The organism is Bradyrhizobium sp. Leo78, from assembly GCF_059512425.1.
In genome coordinates this window covers 25,483-42,227 of the sequence record NZ_JCAMOT010000048.1, presented here as the reverse complement: position 1 = coordinate 42,227, position 16,745 = coordinate 25,483, and the positions used below count along the sequence as shown (strand labels likewise).

The window sequence follows — 16,745 nt, the reverse complement described above, 5'->3', positions numbered from 1 at the left end:
TAATCTATAGTGGGCGCTGCTCATTTTTAAGATCGGCGTGCCACTTCGATAGGCAAAGTTGAGGATAAAATCTTGGACACCACGACCGGCGCGACGTTCCTGCTCACGGACGAAAACATCCCGCCGGTCCACGAACATAATGCCGAAGGCGGCTCGCCGTTCCTCTTCACCTGCGACCATTATGGGCGGCTGATCCCGCGCGTGCTCGGCAATCTCGGCCTCTCCGAAGACGAGCTGACACGGCACATCGCCTGGGATATCGGGATCGCCGAAGTCGCCGAGCAGCTTGCGACGCAGCTCGACGCGCATCTGATCGCGCAGCGTTATTCGCGGCTCGTGATCGACTGCAACCGCCCCCCGCATGTCGCAGCCTCGATTCCGCTGATCAGCGAAGCCACCACGATCCCCGGCAATGAGGGTTTGACGCGCGAAGCCGCGCAGGCGCGGCGGCAGGCGATCTTCGATCCCTATCACCGGCGGATCGGCGAGATCATCGACCAGCGGCTGCACGCGGGCAAGCCGACGGTGCTGGTGTCCATGCACAGCTTCACGCCGGTTTATGCCGGGATCGCGCGTCCCTGGCATATCGGCACGCTCTATCACCGCGACACCGTACTGCCGCCGCTGCTGCTGAAGCGTCTGCGCAGCGAAGGCGACCTCGTGGTCGGCAATAACGAGCCCTATGCGGTCAGCGACGAGACCGACTACACGATCCCGGTCCATGGCGAGAGGCGCGGCCTGATGAACACGGGACTAGAGATCCGCCAGGACCTGATCACCGATCAGGCCGGACAGAAGGCATGGGCGGACAGGCTGGCCCGGATCCTTGCCGAGATCGAAGCGAGGTTAAGTGCGGAGAAGCTGATCTAGCGCGCATCCAAACCAGCGGTGCCTGCTTGGCGGATAAGCAGACATGCGCGGGGTCACCGCGGAATTTCGCGTCGCTGACTTCATGACCAAAAGGCAGACCGAAATATGAGTCTCAGGACCAGAAGCGATCCTCTCGCTGCTCGTCACCTTGATACTCACGAAACTCGACCGCCTTCCCATCCCTTATTTTCCAGACATGCACCTCTGGAAATGACTCGGATACCCCGCTTCTTTGTGCATTCACGGTGGCCAACGCAACCACGACATCGCCATCGGCCAATACGTTGTGCACGTCAATGCTAAACACGTTCCCGGAAAGCTCCATCGTGCGTTGAAAGAAGCTCCCGACCTGATCGTGCCCGGTGTAGTCGCCTGACAGCGGACTATGGCCGGGAACATGCCAAGTAATGCCCGGATCGAAGGCTGCAAAGACCGCAGGGACGTTTCCCTGTGCGAAGTCCTCGTAGGCTTTGCGAATAATCATCGCATTTGATCTGGTCATTGGCTTCTCCCTTGTGTTGGCTCATCTCCATTGCGGCGTCCATCCGCCCCTCTCGACCCAAGGCATCCTCTGCCTCGTTTATGGCGGGGATGCGGAAGGGGCGTGAGCGAAGCCCCCAATGTCCGGACGTGGCCCGTTGCCGCTTCGGGACTTGGCGCTGATGTCCGCTTCGCGCCAAAAGCTGTTCTCGCCGCCGGGTCGCATTTTGACCCAAAGCTGACCTCAGCGGCCAAGGGGGCCGACAGTTGCCTAGGTCTTGTGCATCTCTCTCGACAACATTGGCTCGTTTTCAGAGAGCCGAAGACCTCAATTCGAAGATCGCCTCATTCGCAGATTTGTCGTGCAGTTCTAATTCGGACATGGCTGTCCGGCCGCGCCCCACGTTGCCATATCTTTGACGTGCTCCTCAAAGCTCCCCGGGGGCGTCGACCGGCCTTCTCCAGGAGCCCAACCTCGGGGGATGAAGCCGTTCAACGATGCGTCGTGCCGCAAGTGCGCTACGAGGCCCGCAGCATCGCGACCGCCATTCCGCTGGGGGTCTTTCAGCTGCGCGCAAATCTCGACGCCGCTCTTGCCGAACCAGATGAATTCCACCGGTGCGAGCTGCCAGTCGATGCCGGCGCGTGGCGGGGACGGCGCAGGCTCGTTCGCCTGGGTGGACGTCATGTGACAAGTTGAGCACGGAATCGCTTCGGCACCAACGCGGCTAGGGCCGCCGTGGATGTTCATGCCATGCACGCGCGGCTCTGTTTCGCCAGCTGGGCTCCATATGGGAATAGCCTTAGCGTCGACATGGCAATTGGCACAGCGTGGGTGTGTTACCACGGCTTCGATCCGCTTCCACGCCTCAAGGCCCTCGGCGCGGCTGACGCTGCTTGGCAGCGAGTCCTTGTTGGTCCCGTCCCTGGCTGCAACGATTCCAGTCAGCGCTGCCACAGCGATCGCGGCAAGGACGGCCAGCGCCAGCGAAGACGTTTTCATTGCCGATCCTCACACAAAATCGATGAACTTGTTGAAAGGCATTTCGCGGATGCGCTTCCCTGTTGCTGCAAAGATTGCATTCGCGAGCGCCGGTGCGGCAGGAGGAACCGGCGGCTCGCCGACGCCTCGTACTTTCGGATCGTTCTCAAGTCCGCGCACTTCAATCACCGGACATTGGTACATGCGCATAGCTTCGTGGTGGTTGTAATTGGTCTGCTGCACCGCACCGTTGGCGTATGTAAGCTCGCAATTGATGGCGTGACCGAGCCCCCAGATGACGCCGCCCTGCACCTGATTCTCGAAATTGACGGGGTCCACGACCTTGCCGACATCGGCCACGACCCAAACCTTGTCGATCCTGATGCCGCGCTCGGTTGCCGTTACCTCAACGACCTCAGCGGTCGGTGTCCCGAAAGATTCCACAAACGCGACGCCGCGGCCTCTGCCGTTACCGAGTGGTCCCTTCCAATCCGAGATCTCCGCGAGGGTCTCTAGTAGCTTGCGATAGGTCGGCACCGCGCACATCTCGATCCGGGCCTTCATAGGATCGAGTCCGGCTGCGTGGATCAATTCATCGATAAAGCTCTCAGTAAAAAAGCCGGCTGTGGATGCGCCCACGGAGCGCCACGTCGTAGACGGGGATAGCCCCTGCGCCTCATAGCTTGTCGCGCGAAAATTGGGAATGTCGTAATAGACATTCCACGTACCGGCGGCCAATTGTGGATCGGGATCTTTCGAGGGCGCACCCATGCGCTCTAACAGCCCCTTGAAAGGCGCCGTCGATGCTAGTTGCAGATCCGCCGCGACGATCTTGCCCTTGGCGACGCTACCCCTGTGGCGGGCGATCGCGATCTGCCGCGGAATGTCCTGAAGGAAATCCTCCTCGCGCGAGAAGATCAGCTTGATCGGCGTCCCGCGCATCCGGTTGGCAATCTCGGCAAGCACTCGAACGTTTTCGAATTCGAGCCGGTGCCCGAAGCTTCCGCCGGTCCATTGATTGTGGAAGGTGACCTCCTCCGGCTTGATCCCGATCGTGGTCGCCGCGACATACTGCACCGCCTGCGGACTTTGATGGCCGACCCAAATCTCCATCCCCTTGTCCGTGACGAGGCCGATACCATTGAGCGGTTCGAGAGGTTGATGCGCGACGTAGGGCGCGCGATATTCAGCCTCGACACGCGTGCCAGAATTCAACCCTGATTCGACGTCACCGATCGTCCGCCATTCCTTACCGAGGAATTCCGGTCTGAACGAGGATTCCAGCACCTTCCAATGCTGGGCCTGCTCGGCCGGGTACGCTGACGGCTCCCATTCGCATGTGATGGCATTGCTGGCTTGCATCGCGTACCAACTGTTCGTTGCAATGACGGCAACGCCATTCTTGAGCTCGAGTATCTTCTTCACCCCGGGCATCGACTGCGCCTTGGCCGCGTCATATGACTTCAGGGGCTGCCCTTTGTTGGGGTTCAGCTTGACGGCTGCGTACAGCATGCCGTCCAGCTTCATGTCGATGCCGAACTTCAGCTCCCCCAGCACCTTGGCTCGCACATCGAGGCGCATCATCGGCTTACCCAGCAAACGCCAGGCGGAGGGATCGCGCAGCTTCGCTTCAAGCACCGGCGGAATCTTGGCGGCGTCTGCGGCGAGCTCGACGTAGGCAATTTTCTCGCCATTGGGGAGGATCACATGTCCCGACTGGGTGCGAATGTCGGCAACCGCCACGCCCGAGCGTTTGGCGGCAGCCGCCTTCAACGTCTCGCGGGCCACGGCGCCGGCCTTGCGCAATTTCTCATAAGTGTCAGGAATTGCGCTCGAGCCGCCCGTCATCTGCAGGCCCGACTTGCGAAGACTTTCGAGCGCTGCGGCGCGTGCCGCTTCAGCCGCGGGGCTGTTGTCCGAGGCTAGGAAGGGAGCCAACTCCTCCTTGAAACCGGTGTTGAAGTACGCCGGGCTCGGCGCTGCGAAGCGGATTTCGAACTGGCCGGGATCGAGGTCCATCTCCTCGGCAATCATGACCGGCTGCACCGAGCCGACGCCCTGGCCGATGTCGGCGTGCTGCGCGATGAGCGTGATCTTCTCTGGACTGATCTCGACCCACGGATTGAAGGTCACGGAGTTAGGGCCGAGGCCAGCAGCCAATGGATTGTCGCCAGCGCCTAGCGGTGCCGCATCTGCAGCGCCGTAGGCGCCGAAAGCGATACCGCCGGCGACTGCAGCGGAGCCGAACACGAAGGCGCGACGGGAGAAGCCCTGAACCTGACGCATCTCACTTCTCCGCCATCTTTTTGGCCGCAGCCGCGTGGATCGCCGCGCGGATACGCGGATAAGTTCCGCAGCGGCAGAGATTGCCCGACATCACCTGATTAATCTGCTCATCGGTCGGCTTTGAAATCCGTGAAAGAAGCCAGATCGCCTGCATGATCTGTCCGGTCTGGCAGTAGCCGCATTGTGGCACCTGATGCTCGATCCAGGCCTGCAGAACGGGATGCTGGTCCTTGTTGTCGAGGCCTTCGAGCGTGACGATGGACTTGCCCGCTACTTCGCCGATATGCGCTTGACAGGATCGCACCGCCTTGCCATCGATCTGAACGGTGCAGGCGCCGCACTGCGCAACCCCGCAGCCATATTTGGCGCTCGTGATGCCGAGCTCGTCGCGCAACACCCAGAGCAAAGGCATCTCAGGTACGACGTCGACCTGGCGCTTGATCCCGTTTACGGTAAGCTGGATCATGTCGATATGTCTCCTATCGGCCCGGTCGCCGCCACCGCGGTACCGGCTGAGAGATATTTCCTAATCTTGCGGGATCATGCGCAATCGTCGCGATGCCTCTCGCGACCACGTGCTCGTGCAGGCTGGATGCGGCAGACGGCACCGCCAATATGTCGATGACACCGATCACCTCACGTCCACGACTTCCGCGATTACTGCCGTACGTTCGGCCAGTTCGGGAACCTTGGCCAAGTAGGCTTGGTAATGCTGCGAGGCCCGATGCGCTTCGATCGCCGTGACATCTCGGTAAAGCTCATCAAGGACGTAACGATGATCGTTCGAACTGTCGCGCCAGACATCCCAACGCAGATTGCCGGGTTCTGCCCTGCAATGCGGCGCCATACCGATAAGCAGTTCTCTAAGCTCAACGCTCTTGCCCGGATGAGCAACTAGAATGGCAGTAATCTTTGACGGCATTGTCATCAACCAGGCCTTTTCGGAGTGAATGCTGCCTTGAGGCCAACCAAGCGATGCTCGGCTGCCTACTTTCTGAGTGCTGCCAGCAGTTCCTTGGCCAGTAGCCCGGCCGAGGCAGGATTCTGGCCAGTGATGAGGCGTCCATCGACGACGACGTAAGGTTGCCAGTTTGCTACGGACGTATATTCGGCGCCCTCTGCCCTCAGGGCATCTTCAAGCTCGTAAGGAACATCTTCGCGTGCGTAGTCGTACTCTTCCTTCTTCGAGAACGATGTGAGCTTCTTGCCCTGCACGAACGGCTTGCCATCGCCAAGGTCTACCCCGAGAAGCGCGCACGGACCGTGACAAACGGCAGTCACGAACTTTCCCGTACTCCAGGCGCGCACGACTGCATTCTGAACGATAGGGTTACGCTGGATGTCGACCATCGGTCCAAGACCGCCCGGCACGAGGATGGCATCAAAATCCGCAGCATCCACCTCAGCTAGTTTGCGGCTACGATTCAGGCGGCGAAAGGCTTTGCTTTCAAGGAAGGCCTTCTCAGCAGGATCTTTCTCGTCGTACGCATCATACGGCGTCCATCCGCCCCTTAAAGAAGCGAACTCAATGGCGATGCCTGCCTTGTCAAGCACATCGAACGGGTGCGCGACCTCGGCGAAAAAGAAGCCCGTCTTACGATTCTGCGGACCGATCACCGCTGCGTTGCTGACGATAAACAGCACGTGTTGAGTCATGATATTCCCCTTGGGTCTTGCGAAGACACCGAGCCTTAGCTTCGTTCTACTGCCGCCAACGTGGCGTTGCGCGGCCGCGTCCCAAGCAACATCGATCGGGCTCGCTGAGGAAAGGACACGCTTTTCGAATCGCCCTTTATGGTGTCGGTAAATTTAATCTGCTTCCCCGGCTGCGCCTTCAATGAAGGCCGCAACTTGCCGCGGGTGGGAGAGCATCGCGGCATGACCGCTTGCCAGCTCGGTAAGTTTCGCCTTCGCTCGCGAAGACATAAAACGCTGTGTGCTGGGCGGCACCATGTGATCTTGTGTGGTCAGCATGTAGTGCACAGGCTTGTCTTTCCATGCTGCGCCAGTGATCTTGTGCTCGACCGCTTTAAGTCCCCAAGGAACCTGTGCTGCGGCCATGAAGGCGGTGATGGACGTATCGACGTCCTGCGCAAACGCGCTCGGAAACTTCGCTGGATCAACCAGAAGAAAGCCGCCGCTTGACGGCAACAACGGTGCTCCAGCTTCGCCTGGAGTAGGACGCGTCGCGAGCTCGTAGACCGATTCTCCGACTTCTGGCGCGAAAGCGGCAATATAGGCAAGCTTGCGAACCTTAGGATCGCTTCCGGCTTCGGTGATGACGGCGCCACCATAGGAGTGGCCCACCAGAATGACCGGCTTTCTCGCCTTGCGTATGACCTCCCGCGTTGCCTCGACATCACCGTCGAGCGTTGCAGTCGAGTTCTGGACGACCAGAACTTCATAACCGTCCCTGGTAAGAATGTCGTAGACAGCCTTCCAGCCCGAGCCGTCGACGAAGGCGCCGTGTACGAGAACGATCGAGACGGGCTTGCTCTCTTGCGTCTGCGCGGAGGACGGAAAGCTGGCGGCCATGGAGAGAAGTGCTCCCAAGATCAGGTGTTTCATTGCGATATCCTTGGAAGGATGAAACGCTGCGAAGCTTTCGATCGACCCGTCCCGCGACTGTAGTCCGGCGGGCGGCGCAGGCTAGTTAAATCAGGTAAAAATCCGCCGCTCGTGGGATGACCCTAGCGAAGCTGAAGAAACGGTTTTGATCCTGCGACAAGATGCTCGCAGCGACCGTGCTTTTTCAAAATTGCTGCGTTCAGCAGGCTTGTGACGCGTATATTTCAGGGCCAGTGATGAATGCGGGCTACCGCGGAGACACTGCAAAGAGGACGGCGTCGAGAGAATTTCACGTTTCCATCGGACCATTCCGCTTGGCTCCCGAACGCCCTCCCGGTAAAAAAAGTAAAATAGAGTTGGCATCGGCTGCCGGCTTCTCTCTTCTGAAACCCCAAATGCGCCCCACCGCGAGGCCATGCACGGGAGGTTGCCGGCTTGCCAAAGTGCCCTTCTTGTCTTTGCAGAGGCAAACTATGAAGGACGATTCATTGGAGGGGGCCGCGCGCTCCTTCGCGTTTGGGCCGTTCGTACTATTTCCGGAGCGGCAGCTGCTGCTCAAGGATGAGCAGCCAGTTCGCATTGGCGGTCGCGCACTCGACCTCTTGACCGCACTTATTGAGCGCCCAGGCGAGTTGGTGAGCAAGGGGGAGCTGATCGCACGCGCTTGGCCGGACCTCACGGTCGACGAGAGCAACCTCAAGGTGAACATGGCGGCCTTGCGGCGTGCACTCGGAGAGGGCGCGGTTGCGGCTGAGTATATCGCCACCGTTACGCGACGCGGCTATCGTTTCGTGGGGGCCGTCCAAGCGAGCGGTCCAACAACCCAAGTGCTGCTACCTGCGCCGACGGCCGCGCCGGGTCTCAATTTGCCTAGCGAAATGACGCGGATTTTGGGGCGGGCCGACGAGATCGAGGCAGTTCTGCGCGACTTGGAGGCGTCGCGAGTGGTCTCGATCGTAGGGGCGGGCGGCATCGGCAAGACGACGCTGGCCGTCACAGCAGCACATGCACTGGCGCGAACGTTGGCCGATGGTGCCGCGTTCATCGACCTCGGCACCATAGGCGACGCGCAATTCATTCCCGCGGTGATTACGGCCGGCCTTGGCATCGGCCTGACCGGCGGAGATCCATTGGCCGCTGTTGTTAACGCCTTGAGGACGCAACAAAAGTTGCTCGTGTTCGACAATTGCGAGCATATGCTTCCGGACGTGGCGGCCACCGTGGACCGGCTCGCAAAGCACCTTGAACACGTGCAAATCCTCGTCACAAGCCGTGAGCCGCTGCGGATACGCGATGAGCTTGTGCATCGCCTCCGTGGGTTGAAATGCGATCCCCGCGACCGACCCACAGTCGACGAGGCGCGTACTTACCCTGCAATCGATCTGTTCGCGACGCGGGCATCAGAACGCGCCGGATACACGCTCACCGATTCCGATGCGCCGGCCGTGGTAGAGATCTGTCGGCGCCTCGACGGCAACGCACTCGCGATTGAGCTTGCTGCGACCCAGACGTCGGCGTTCGCTCCGGAGCGAATCCTGCAGATGCTCGATGACAGTCTCCGGCTGCTCACGTTCGGGCCTCCGGGAGCCCCCGCGAGGCAGCAATCCCTCCTCGCAACGCTCGACTGGAGTTACAGCCTTCTGTCGCCGGGCGAGGCCGCCGTGCTGCGGGCCATCTCTGTGTTTGCTGGCGCTTTCAACGTCGAGGGGGCGGCGGCCGTATCTGGGCGCAGCCCTCCCGAGCTTGTGGATCTACTAGCGCAGCTGGTCGCGAAGTCTCTACTGGCGATGGACGCAAGCGGGCAAGTTGTCAGCTACCGTTTGTTGGAGACCACTCGCGGCTATTGCGTTGAGCGCCTTCGTGCCACCCAAGAGGACCAGGCGGTACGCCGACGCCATGCCGAGCATATTTGCGCGGTGCTCGAGCTGGCTGGCAGTGAGTGGTCGCTGCGCCCAGCTCGCGAATGGGCTGCCGCCTATGGCTACGTCGTCGACGACCTGCGTGCTGCACTCGCATGGAGTGTTCGGGACGCGTCGAACCGAGCGCTGAGGATACGCCTGACTGCCGCCGGGCTCCTTCTCTGGAATCACTTCTCGCTCATCGAAGAATGCCACGGCCATGTGGCACGTGCGGTCGACGAGCTCGAGTCGGAGGGACTTCTGGGCACGGCCTTCGAGATGAAGTTCAAACTGTGGCTTGGTGCCTCGACCATGATCACCAGAGGCCTCAAACCAGAGGCGCTGGAAGCATTGCGACGGGCATGGGAGATCGCCAACGACATTGGGGATACCGACTATCGCCATCGAAGCCTGATGCTGATCGCAGCGTTTGAGCTTTTCACGGCCCAATACGGCGCTGGGATGCGCACGATCGAGACCTTCGCCTCGGTTGCCAGTGCAGATGATCCCTCCATTCTTCCGGAGGGGGAAGTGCATTTGGGCATAGCCGAGCTATTTCTCGGCCGTCTGCCGGACGCTCTGCGACGACTCCAAGCCCTTCAGCAGCGCGATGTGCGATATTTTAACGGCTCCTATAGTGTGCGGTACTTGGCGGATATCGTCGTTCTTCTGGAATGCGCCCTGTCGCAGGTGCAGTGGTTAACTGGTTCCCCGGATGCTGCCGCGCGAACGGCGATAGTCGCGTACGAGCGCGCGCGCCCCGCGCACCATCACCTATCGCTTAATAACGCTCTCACCTATGCGTGTCCCGTCTTCTATTGGAGTGGGCTCTACGAGCAGTGCGGCAAAACCATTGATTTGCTCTCGGAACATGTCGCGCGGCAGGGCCTGACCACCCGCCGTCCGATTGCGGACTTCTATCGTGCAGCGCTGGCCTATTCGCAAAGCGGACCTTCAGACGGTGCAATTGATGGCCTCGAACGTGCCATCGAGGGGTTTAAAAATGCCAATTACCTTGCTCGGTTGCCGTACTACCAAAGTGTCCTTGCAGACGCGCTCCTTCATCGCGGACGGCTTGGTGAGGCCGAAGCGACAATCGAGTCAGCGCTCGATTTTGCACACGCAATGAGCGAAGGATGGTGCCTCCCAGAGATTAAGCGTGTCCAGGCCGCCATCCATATTGCCAAGGGTCGAAGCTGCGATGCAGAGGCGCTGCTCCTCGAAGCTATCAGGTTCGCCGGCAAAATCGGCGCGTTGTCCTGGCAGCTGCGCGCGGCAGTTGATCTTGCCACCCATCTGCGGGATCAGGCTCGGATTGGGGAGGCGCGCAAGATGCTCCGCGGTGTTTATGACGCGTTCCGCGAGGGGTTCGCAACACGCGACCTCGTAGTTGCCGCCGACCTCCTCACCGGTCTTGAAAGAGAGCCGGTGGCCAAAAGGCAGACGACCCGCCGGAGAGACCACTGAAATCTGCCTCTAGGCGGGCGCAGGCCCTCTCGTCCGGTTTCTATGCGCAATCAATGTTTAAGGAGAAGCTGGCGAAGGCGTCCCCGTTCCTGGGCCGCTCGACGCGCCGACGAAGGCCGTGCGCAGTTGGAGGGCTGGGCATTGCAAGTATCCGATTGACCTCGACAACCCCGTCGCCATGTCTGCAATTGGCCCTTCTCAGACTCGCGGGTCCGACCAGATGTCTGGTTCACGCCAGGAGCCGTCCTCCACGCCAAGTCGCGCTTTGACCGCAAGCCGACTCTCGGGGTCGGCTCTGCTCACGTCAGTGCGGACATTGATCAGGACCTGCGGACCCAGGCGATGGTCGTTTCCGCCGCCGGTCGGCACGTACGAGGGTGAATCGATGCGCTCTCGGACTTATGCTCATCCCCAGCGCGGTCGGCGGCCTGGCGCGATTCAGCAGGTCACGTGAAAAAGGCCGATCTTCTTCGCATGCGAGCTGTTGAACGTGTAAATCGCCTTGGGCGTCGGCTGCAGCAGGACCGTGCAGCCCTTTCTCGCAAAATACGCCTCAGCTTCCGGCGATAGATGCACATTGCCGAACTGGCCCGAGCCCAGAATGAGCTGCTCACATCCCTTCTCGAAGACGAATTTCGCTTCGTCCTTCGAGAGGACATGCGAGGTGCCGTAGTACTTCTTCGACAGCTTCTTCTTCCGCCTTGCCACTTCGCCGGACAGACGAATGATCACGTCGTGTTCATAAGTCTCTCCGTCAATCGTGATGGTGCCGAATGTAGTGCGTTCGATCTTCATGGACTGACCTCCTCATGATCTCGACACGAGGCCCCGACTCGGCAGACGAGCCTTATTCTACCTGATTGTATCAAGCAGTGCGTGGGTACTTGCGATGTTGCACGCGGGTCCAGATCGGTCTCTCAGACCCTCAGCGTGAAGCGTCCCTTGAGCATGTTGTTGGTGTCGGTCTCGGCAAGCTGGCCGGCATAGAAGATCGAGGGCGAGGTGTTGGCGCCGAGCGCCGAGGCCCGCCTCGATGAGCGCCGCATCGCTGGCGATGGCCACCCCCCGTCGCCGTCACGACCTGCTCCTGCCTGCCGAACAGCAAGGCGACATCGCCGAGATAATCGAACGACCCGTTTCCGGCGAACGGCACCGAGCCTTCGACGCCGATGAGAGGCGCACTGCTGTCGGCCTTATTCCGAAAGCAATGTGTGGGTTTGGACCGCAGCAGGAACGGTCATCTTCCAGCGGCGCCCACCCCTACTTCTTGATCAACGGACATCTCGACTGAGCCAATGGTTGAAATGCCTGATCGGCAGGTATTGTGGCAAGCAATTTATAGTAGTCCCACGGCCCCTTGGACTCTTGAGGCTTCTTTACCTCGAACAGATACATGTCATGAACCATTCGGCCATCTTCTCGAATTTTTCCATTCTTGTAGAAGACGTCATTGACCGGCAACTCGCGCATTTTTTGCATCACGTCGTCGGTTCGATCCGTGCCCGCGGCCTGAACAGCTTTCAGATAGTGCAGGACCGATGAATACGTGCCGGTTTGAAGCATATTTGGCATGGCGTTCATCGTCGCGTAAAAGCGTTGCGCCCACTTCCGCGTCTCGTCGTTCATGTCCCAATACGACGCTTCGGTAATCGTCAGCCCCTGCGCTTCCTTTAATCCGAGCCCGTGAACGTCATTAATGAAACCAGCCAGTGCCGCGAGCTTCTGGCCGCCTGCAGTCAAACCAAACTCCGCCGCCTGCTTGATCGAATTGATGGTGTCGCCGCCCGCGTTGGCAAGCGCGACGACCTTCGCTTTCGTCCCCTGCGCCGCGAGCAAGACAGACGCGAAATCGGCCGTTCCAACCGGATGTTTTGTGCTCCCCACAACACGCCCACCCAGATTCGTGACGACGTCGCCCGTATCCTTTGCGAGGCCCTGGCCAAACGCATAGTCGGCCGTCACGAAATACCAAGTATCGAATCCCTGACTGACGAGCGCCTTTCCCGTACTGTTGGCGATCGCGAACGTGTCATAGGCCCAATGAACCACGTAGGGTCCGCAGACTTCATTGGTGATTCTGGTTGACCCCGGGGAGCTGAGCGTAATGATCCTTTTCTTCTCTTTAGCGATCTCAAGGACGGCCAAGGCAGGCGACGAGGATGCAACGTCGAGGATTGCATCTACCTTATCCGTGTCGAACCATTTGCGTGCTATGGTGGCGCCGATGTCAGGCTTGTTCTGATGATCTGCGGACACGACTTCGACAGGCAGGCCAAGCACCTTGCCGCCGAAATCCTCAACCGCCATCTGCGCGGCAGTGACCGCTCCCTTGCCAGTAATATCGGCGTAGACGCCCGACATATCCTCAATGAGCCCGATGCGGACAACGCCATCCGAAATCTTTTCGTTTTGCGCAGCGGCGCAGGCTGTGGAAAGCAATAGGCCGGCAACCGCTGTCGCAAAGCAACGCAAACCGAATTCGGATTGTCTCATTTCCTCGACCTTTCAAGATATCGATTGGCTCAACGCGCCTATCTCAATGAAATCTTCTTGTTGCTGCCCCACGGTCTTCCGAGACGACCGGTTGCATCATCACCTCTCGGTTCCTCTGTTCGCGAACGCGGCCAGACCCCGCTTGGCCTCCTCGCTCGTGAAAGTGCGCTGACCGAGCGCAGCCTCAAGGCGAAATGCTTCCGCAAACGGAACATCCTGAAGCGTCAGTGCGGCTTCCTTGATCGTCTGGATCGCGGTCGGGCTCAGCGCGGCGATTTTCGCAGCAAGCTCGTAGGCGAGCGGTTCGACCTGATCCGCATCGACGACGCGGTTAACGACGCCTTTGGCGAGCATGTCGTCTGCGGAAAAGCGCTCGGCAGTCAGCATGATCTCCATGGCATGCGCGTAGCCAATCTGCCTGACCAGACGCACGAGCGTGCCGCCGGCCGGCACGAAGCCGTGCTTCGGCTCGGGCAACTGAAAGACCGCACCACGCGCGGCGACGCGAATGTCCGTCGCCAGCATGATCTCGAAGCCGCCGCCCATGCAGAGGCCACGAACAGCGCTGACGACCGGTTTGTAGAAGCCGGGAAATTTGATGTGGGCCGGATCCCAGGCCGAGATGTCAAATTTGTCGGCGGCAAGTGCCGGAATGGACTCCGTGAGATCGGCGCCGACGCAAAATGCCCGGTCGCCTGCCCCCGTCAGCACGACTGACCGAACCTCGTCATCAGCTTTGATTTCGAAGAATGCGCGCCCGAGATCATCATACATGGCCAGGGTCAGCGCGTTCAGCTTGTCGGGCCGGTTGATTCGGACCGTCGCAACGCTTCCGTCCTTGATAAAATCGATCGACATCAGACCGCTCCCGACGCCCTGAGACGCTCCAGCTCGGCAGGCGTTACATCCGCCAACCGGGAGAGAACGTCCGCGTTGTGTTCGCCAGGCAGCGGCGCTTTCTCGAATGATGTCTGTTTCGTCCCGGACAGCTTTATCGGGAGACCGAACATCCCGATCAGCTTCCCCGCGATCGGGACGTTGACGATCATGTTGCGAGCCGCGATATGCGGATCTTCGACAACTTCGGCGATGGTCTTGATCGCGCTGAGCGGGATCTTGTCGCCCGCCATCGCCTCGAGCTCGGCCTTGGTGTAGCGACTGAACCAACGCTCCAGCAGCGGCTTGACTTTGGTTTCTGCCACGACCCGATCGAACCGCTTCTCCATCGTATCGATTTCCGGATCGGTGGCCTGCTCCGGTTCGCCGAACAGGGTACAGGTGATCGCCCAGAACTTGTCGGTATAGCCACCGAAGAAGACGTAGCCGTCCTTACAGGCAAATTGGCCATAGGGTCGGACAAATGGATGATCGTTGCCCAGTGGCGAGGCGACTTCTTTCTGGGCCGTGTATCGGACCACTGCATTCTCGGTCAATGTTAGGACGGAATCCTGCTGAGAGACATCGACAACCTGGCCGACGCCGGTTGTCTCGGCCTCGCGCAGCGCCGCCAACGTTCCAATGGCGGCATAGAGCGAGGCGGCGAGATCTCCGATGATCGTGCCGACGCGGACCGGGGGCATGTCGGCGTAGCCATTCATGGACCACAGTCCCCCTGCCGCTTGACCTGTGTTGTCATAAGCAGGCTTGGACGAGTTGGGGCCTGTGCGGCCGAAACCGCTGATAGCGGTGTAAATGAGCTTGGGATTGACCTCCCGCAGGACGTCATAACCGAGGCCAAGCTTGTCCATCGTGCCAGGACGGAAGTTCTCGACAAGGATGTCGGCCTTGCGGACCAGCTTCTTCAGCAATGCCTTGCCGTCATCGGATTTGAGATTGAGCGTGATTCCCAGCTTGTTGCGGTTGAATTGCGTGAAGAATGCGCTGAGCTGCTCATCGTCCGCGCCAACGAACGGTGGGAATGTCCGCGCATAGTCCGGCTCGCCGGGGTGCTCTACCTTGATCACGGTGGCACCCAGGTCAGCGAACAACATCGAGCAGAATGGACCCGCAACGACACGCGTTATATCGAGAACCATTACATTCTTGAGAGGGCCGCTGCGCTCCTCGGCTCCACCAATCTTTTCTTCCTTGTTCACGTTATCCTCCCATCCCTTACGAATTCCCGCCGACATGGCGAGTGCTTTTCGTTCAAGAGCGTGAGCACCGAAGGTACATTTTCATGCCCGCTCGTCGAGGCGGCATAATGCCTGCACAAAGTGGCGTGCATGGTTTTAACGTTTTACGAACGCAGCTTCTCGAGAACGTCCTTGGCGCGGTCGACACGAACATCGTGATCGGCTGCAAGCGCGGCGGCGACCTTCTCGATCTCATCGCCGGCAGCTCCGGCAACGATCGCGATGTTTCTGGCGTGAAGCGCCATGTGCCCCTTCTGGATTCCTTCAGTCGCGAGCGCTCGAAGGGCCCCCATGTTCTGAGCCAGCCCGACGGCGACGGTGACCTCCGCCAGCTCCTGAGCACTCTGAACGCCCAGTATCTTTAACGCGGCCCGAGCGGCAGGATGGGTCTTGGTGGCGCCGCCCACCAGGCCGAGCGCCATCGGCATTTCGAGCGTGCCGACGAGATTGCCATTGCCGTCAAGCTCCCAGTTGGAAAGCGACGTATAGCGGCCGGACCGGGCTGCCCAGACATGGGCACCGGCCTCGATCGCCCGCCAGTCATTGCCGGTGGCCACAACAACCGGATCGATGCCGTTCATGATGCCTTTGTTGTGTGTTGCTGCCCGGTAGGGATCGACGATCGCGAACGCACAAGCCTCGACGATGCCTTGAGCAACATGTTCGCCGCTGTACTCGTCGGTCTGCAGCGCATCTGATGTCACGGACACCATGGCTCGGGCGATGCGCAGATCCGCGTAGTTCGAAAGAATACGGAGGCGGACCGTGCCGCCCGTGATCTTTTCGATGATCGGAGCAACCGTCTCCGCCATCGTATTGACCGTGTTGGCTCCCATCGCGTCGCGAACATCGACGATGAGATGTACGGCGAGCATCGGTCCCACTGGGGTGTGCTCAAAGACATGAACTTCAATGTCGCGACATCCGCCCCCAAGCGAAATCAGAACCTTGTCTCTGCTATTAGCCGCAGCGATGATCGCTGTGCGCTCCTTCAACACCCTTGCGCGAGCGCCGTACACATCGGTCACACCCAGCACCTGCACCTGCGCCCGCATCATTGGCGCAGAACTCGACGTCTGGAAGCCACCGCATTTGCGGACTATCCGCGCCATATACGACGCCGCTGCGACCACCGAAGGCTCTTCGATCGCCATCGGAACGAGATAGTCACGACCGTTCACGGTGAAATTGGTGGCGATGCCGATCGGCAATTCGAACGTACCAATGACGTTCTCGATCATGCCATTGGCGAGCGCGATCGGCAGTGCGCCGGCGTTGAAGGCGGCTCTCTCTGCGTCACCCAGCGATGTCGCTTTGGCAACGCGCCCCATCCTCTCGGCGGGCGCAAGGTTGCGCAGGTTTTCCAAACGCGAGTTGATATTTCTGGGCTGTTCTTCCACTCCGGCCATCGCCGCGCCTCCCGTCGAGAGTTTTTCGATTGCCGCGACGTTAGGCACCATCGCACTGCGATCAAAAGGGACAATTTCAAAATATTGTCCGTAACTGTACCCTTCCGAGAAAACCGAGGATCGCTGCCATATGCACACCCGCTTATCTGGATTGGAA

Annotated in this window: 16 protein-coding genes; 3 read left to right on the top strand and 13 right to left on the bottom strand. The window is 59.9% G+C overall.

Translation table 11 applies throughout. The annotated features are described in order from the left end of the window. Nucleotides 1-72: 72 nt before the first annotated feature. A complete protein-coding gene (locus AC5ZG1_RS37165) occupies nucleotides 73-870 on the top strand; it encodes an N-formylglutamate amidohydrolase (protein WP_496135857.1) in 798 nt (265 codons plus the stop codon). A 112-nt stretch (nucleotides 871-982) separates the two neighbouring features. Here AC5ZG1_RS37165 and AC5ZG1_RS37160 read toward each other — a convergent pair whose 3' ends face one another. The 7 genes from AC5ZG1_RS37160 to AC5ZG1_RS37130 all read right to left on the bottom strand — a co-directional run bounded on the left by AC5ZG1_RS37160 (nucleotide 983) and on the right by AC5ZG1_RS37130 (nucleotide 7,186). Further along, nucleotides 983-1,372: a nuclear transport factor 2 family protein gene (locus tag AC5ZG1_RS37160; RefSeq protein WP_496135856.1), complete on the bottom strand. Its 390-nt coding sequence runs from the start codon at nucleotides 1,370-1,372 to the stop codon at nucleotides 983-985. 348 nt (nucleotides 1,373-1,720) lie between these two features. Further along, on the bottom strand, nucleotides 1,721-2,353 hold the full coding sequence (locus AC5ZG1_RS37155) for a hypothetical protein (RefSeq protein WP_496135855.1): 633 nt from the start codon (nucleotides 2,351-2,353) through the stop codon (nucleotides 1,721-1,723). Nucleotides 2,354-2,362: 9 nt separating this feature from the next. Then, a complete protein-coding gene (locus AC5ZG1_RS37150; RefSeq protein ID WP_496135854.1) occupies nucleotides 2,363-4,138 on the bottom strand; it encodes a molybdopterin cofactor-binding domain-containing protein in 1,776 nt (591 codons plus the stop codon). Between the two features lie 481 nt (nucleotides 4,139-4,619). Beyond that, entirely contained in the window at nucleotides 4,620-5,084 is a 465-nt protein-coding gene (locus tag AC5ZG1_RS37145; RefSeq protein WP_456643834.1) for a (2Fe-2S)-binding protein, read from the bottom strand. Between the two features lie 165 nt (nucleotides 5,085-5,249). Continuing rightward, a complete protein-coding gene (locus tag AC5ZG1_RS37140; RefSeq protein WP_456643835.1) occupies nucleotides 5,250-5,546 on the bottom strand; it encodes a putative quinol monooxygenase in 297 nt (98 codons plus the stop codon). A gap of 59 nt (nucleotides 5,547-5,605) precedes the next feature. Next, a complete protein-coding gene (locus AC5ZG1_RS37135; RefSeq protein WP_456643836.1) occupies nucleotides 5,606-6,274 on the bottom strand; it encodes a type 1 glutamine amidotransferase domain-containing protein in 669 nt (222 codons plus the stop codon). Between the two features lie 153 nt (nucleotides 6,275-6,427). Further along, the gene (locus AC5ZG1_RS37130; RefSeq protein ID WP_456643837.1) at nucleotides 6,428-7,186 is read right to left on the bottom strand and encodes an alpha/beta fold hydrolase; all 759 of its coding nucleotides are present in this window, start codon (nucleotides 7,184-7,186) and stop codon (nucleotides 6,428-6,430) included. Between the two features lie 473 nt (nucleotides 7,187-7,659). Here AC5ZG1_RS37130 and AC5ZG1_RS37125 point away from each other — a divergent pair, with 473 nt between their 5' ends. Further along, on the top strand, nucleotides 7,660-10,551 hold the full coding sequence (locus AC5ZG1_RS37125; RefSeq protein ID WP_496135853.1) for an ATP-binding protein: 2,892 nt from the start codon (nucleotides 7,660-7,662) through the stop codon (nucleotides 10,549-10,551). A gap of 438 nt (nucleotides 10,552-10,989) precedes the next feature. Here AC5ZG1_RS37125 and AC5ZG1_RS37120 read toward each other — a convergent pair whose 3' ends face one another. Further along, nucleotides 10,990-11,346 (bottom strand): Mth938-like domain-containing protein, encoded by a 357-nt coding sequence (locus AC5ZG1_RS37120; protein WP_496135852.1) that lies wholly within the window; start codon nucleotides 11,344-11,346, stop codon nucleotides 10,990-10,992. Between the two features lie 122 nt (nucleotides 11,347-11,468). Then, nucleotides 11,469-11,597, bottom strand: coding sequence for a hypothetical protein (locus tag AC5ZG1_RS37115; protein WP_456643839.1), 129 nt, complete (start codon nucleotides 11,595-11,597; stop codon nucleotides 11,469-11,471). On the opposite strand from AC5ZG1_RS37115, the gene AC5ZG1_RS37110 reads away from it, so the two are divergent. Further along, nucleotides 11,585-11,842 (top strand): hypothetical protein, encoded by a 258-nt coding sequence (locus AC5ZG1_RS37110; protein WP_496135851.1) that lies wholly within the window; start codon nucleotides 11,585-11,587, stop codon nucleotides 11,840-11,842. The two genes, AC5ZG1_RS37115 and AC5ZG1_RS37110, sit on opposite strands and share 13 nt — an antisense overlap. On the opposite strand, the gene AC5ZG1_RS37105 is transcribed toward AC5ZG1_RS37110, so the two are convergent. The 4 genes from AC5ZG1_RS37105 to AC5ZG1_RS37090 all read right to left on the bottom strand — a co-directional run bounded on the left by AC5ZG1_RS37105 (nucleotide 11,812) and on the right by AC5ZG1_RS37090 (nucleotide 16,588). Further along, nucleotides 11,812-13,044 (bottom strand): ABC transporter substrate-binding protein, encoded by a 1,233-nt coding sequence (locus AC5ZG1_RS37105; protein ID WP_496135850.1) that lies wholly within the window; start codon nucleotides 13,042-13,044, stop codon nucleotides 11,812-11,814. The genes AC5ZG1_RS37110 and AC5ZG1_RS37105 overlap by 31 nt on opposite strands. 99 nt (nucleotides 13,045-13,143) lie before the next feature. Next, entirely contained in the window at nucleotides 13,144-13,902 is a 759-nt protein-coding gene (locus AC5ZG1_RS37100) for an enoyl-CoA hydratase/isomerase family protein (protein WP_496135849.1), read from the bottom strand. Continuing rightward, complete coding sequence (locus tag AC5ZG1_RS37095) at nucleotides 13,902-15,140, bottom strand: CaiB/BaiF CoA transferase family protein (protein WP_496135848.1); 1,239 nt, start codon at nucleotides 15,138-15,140, stop codon at nucleotides 13,902-13,904. Before AC5ZG1_RS37095 ends, AC5ZG1_RS37100 begins: the two co-directional genes overlap by 1 nt. A gap of 143 nt (nucleotides 15,141-15,283) precedes the next feature. Beyond that, entirely contained in the window at nucleotides 15,284-16,588 is a 1,305-nt protein-coding gene (locus tag AC5ZG1_RS37090; RefSeq protein WP_496135864.1) for a hydroxymethylglutaryl-CoA reductase, degradative, read from the bottom strand. Nucleotides 16,589-16,745: the final 157 nt, after the last annotated feature.

Coding starts and splice junctions, on each gene's coding strand:
- AC5ZG1_RS37100 (WP_496135849.1), bottom strand. CDS start 13,902: ATGTCGATCGATTTTATCAAGGACGGAAGCGTTGCGACGGTCCGAATC.
- AC5ZG1_RS37090 (WP_496135864.1), bottom strand. CDS start 16,588: ATGGCCGGAGTGGAAGAACAGCCCAGAAATATCAACTCGCGTTTGGAA.
- AC5ZG1_RS37130 (WP_456643837.1), bottom strand. CDS start 7,186: ATGAAACACCTGATCTTGGGAGCACTTCTCTCCATGGCCGCCAGCTTT.
- AC5ZG1_RS37125 (WP_496135853.1), top strand. CDS start 7,660: ATGAAGGACGATTCATTGGAGGGGGCCGCGCGCTCCTTCGCGTTTGGG.
- AC5ZG1_RS37160 (WP_496135856.1), bottom strand. CDS start 1,372: ATGACCAGATCAAATGCGATGATTATTCGCAAAGCCTACGAGGACTTC.
- AC5ZG1_RS37120 (WP_496135852.1), bottom strand. CDS start 11,346: ATGAAGATCGAACGCACTACATTCGGCACCATCACGATTGACGGAGAG.
- AC5ZG1_RS37135 (WP_456643836.1), bottom strand. CDS start 6,274: ATGACTCAACACGTGCTGTTTATCGTCAGCAACGCAGCGGTGATCGGT.
- AC5ZG1_RS37115 (WP_456643839.1), bottom strand. CDS start 11,597: ATGCGGCGCTCATCGAGGCGGGCCTCGGCGCTCGGCGCCAACACCTCG.
- AC5ZG1_RS37110 (WP_496135851.1), top strand. CDS start 11,585: ATGAGCGCCGCATCGCTGGCGATGGCCACCCCCCGTCGCCGTCACGAC.
- AC5ZG1_RS37140 (WP_456643835.1), bottom strand. CDS start 5,546: ATGACAATGCCGTCAAAGATTACTGCCATTCTAGTTGCTCATCCGGGC.
- AC5ZG1_RS37155 (WP_496135855.1), bottom strand. CDS start 2,353: ATGAAAACGTCTTCGCTGGCGCTGGCCGTCCTTGCCGCGATCGCTGTG.
- AC5ZG1_RS37105 (WP_496135850.1), bottom strand. CDS start 13,044: ATGAGACAATCCGAATTCGGTTTGCGTTGCTTTGCGACAGCGGTTGCC.
- AC5ZG1_RS37145 (WP_456643834.1), bottom strand. CDS start 5,084: ATGATCCAGCTTACCGTAAACGGGATCAAGCGCCAGGTCGACGTCGTA.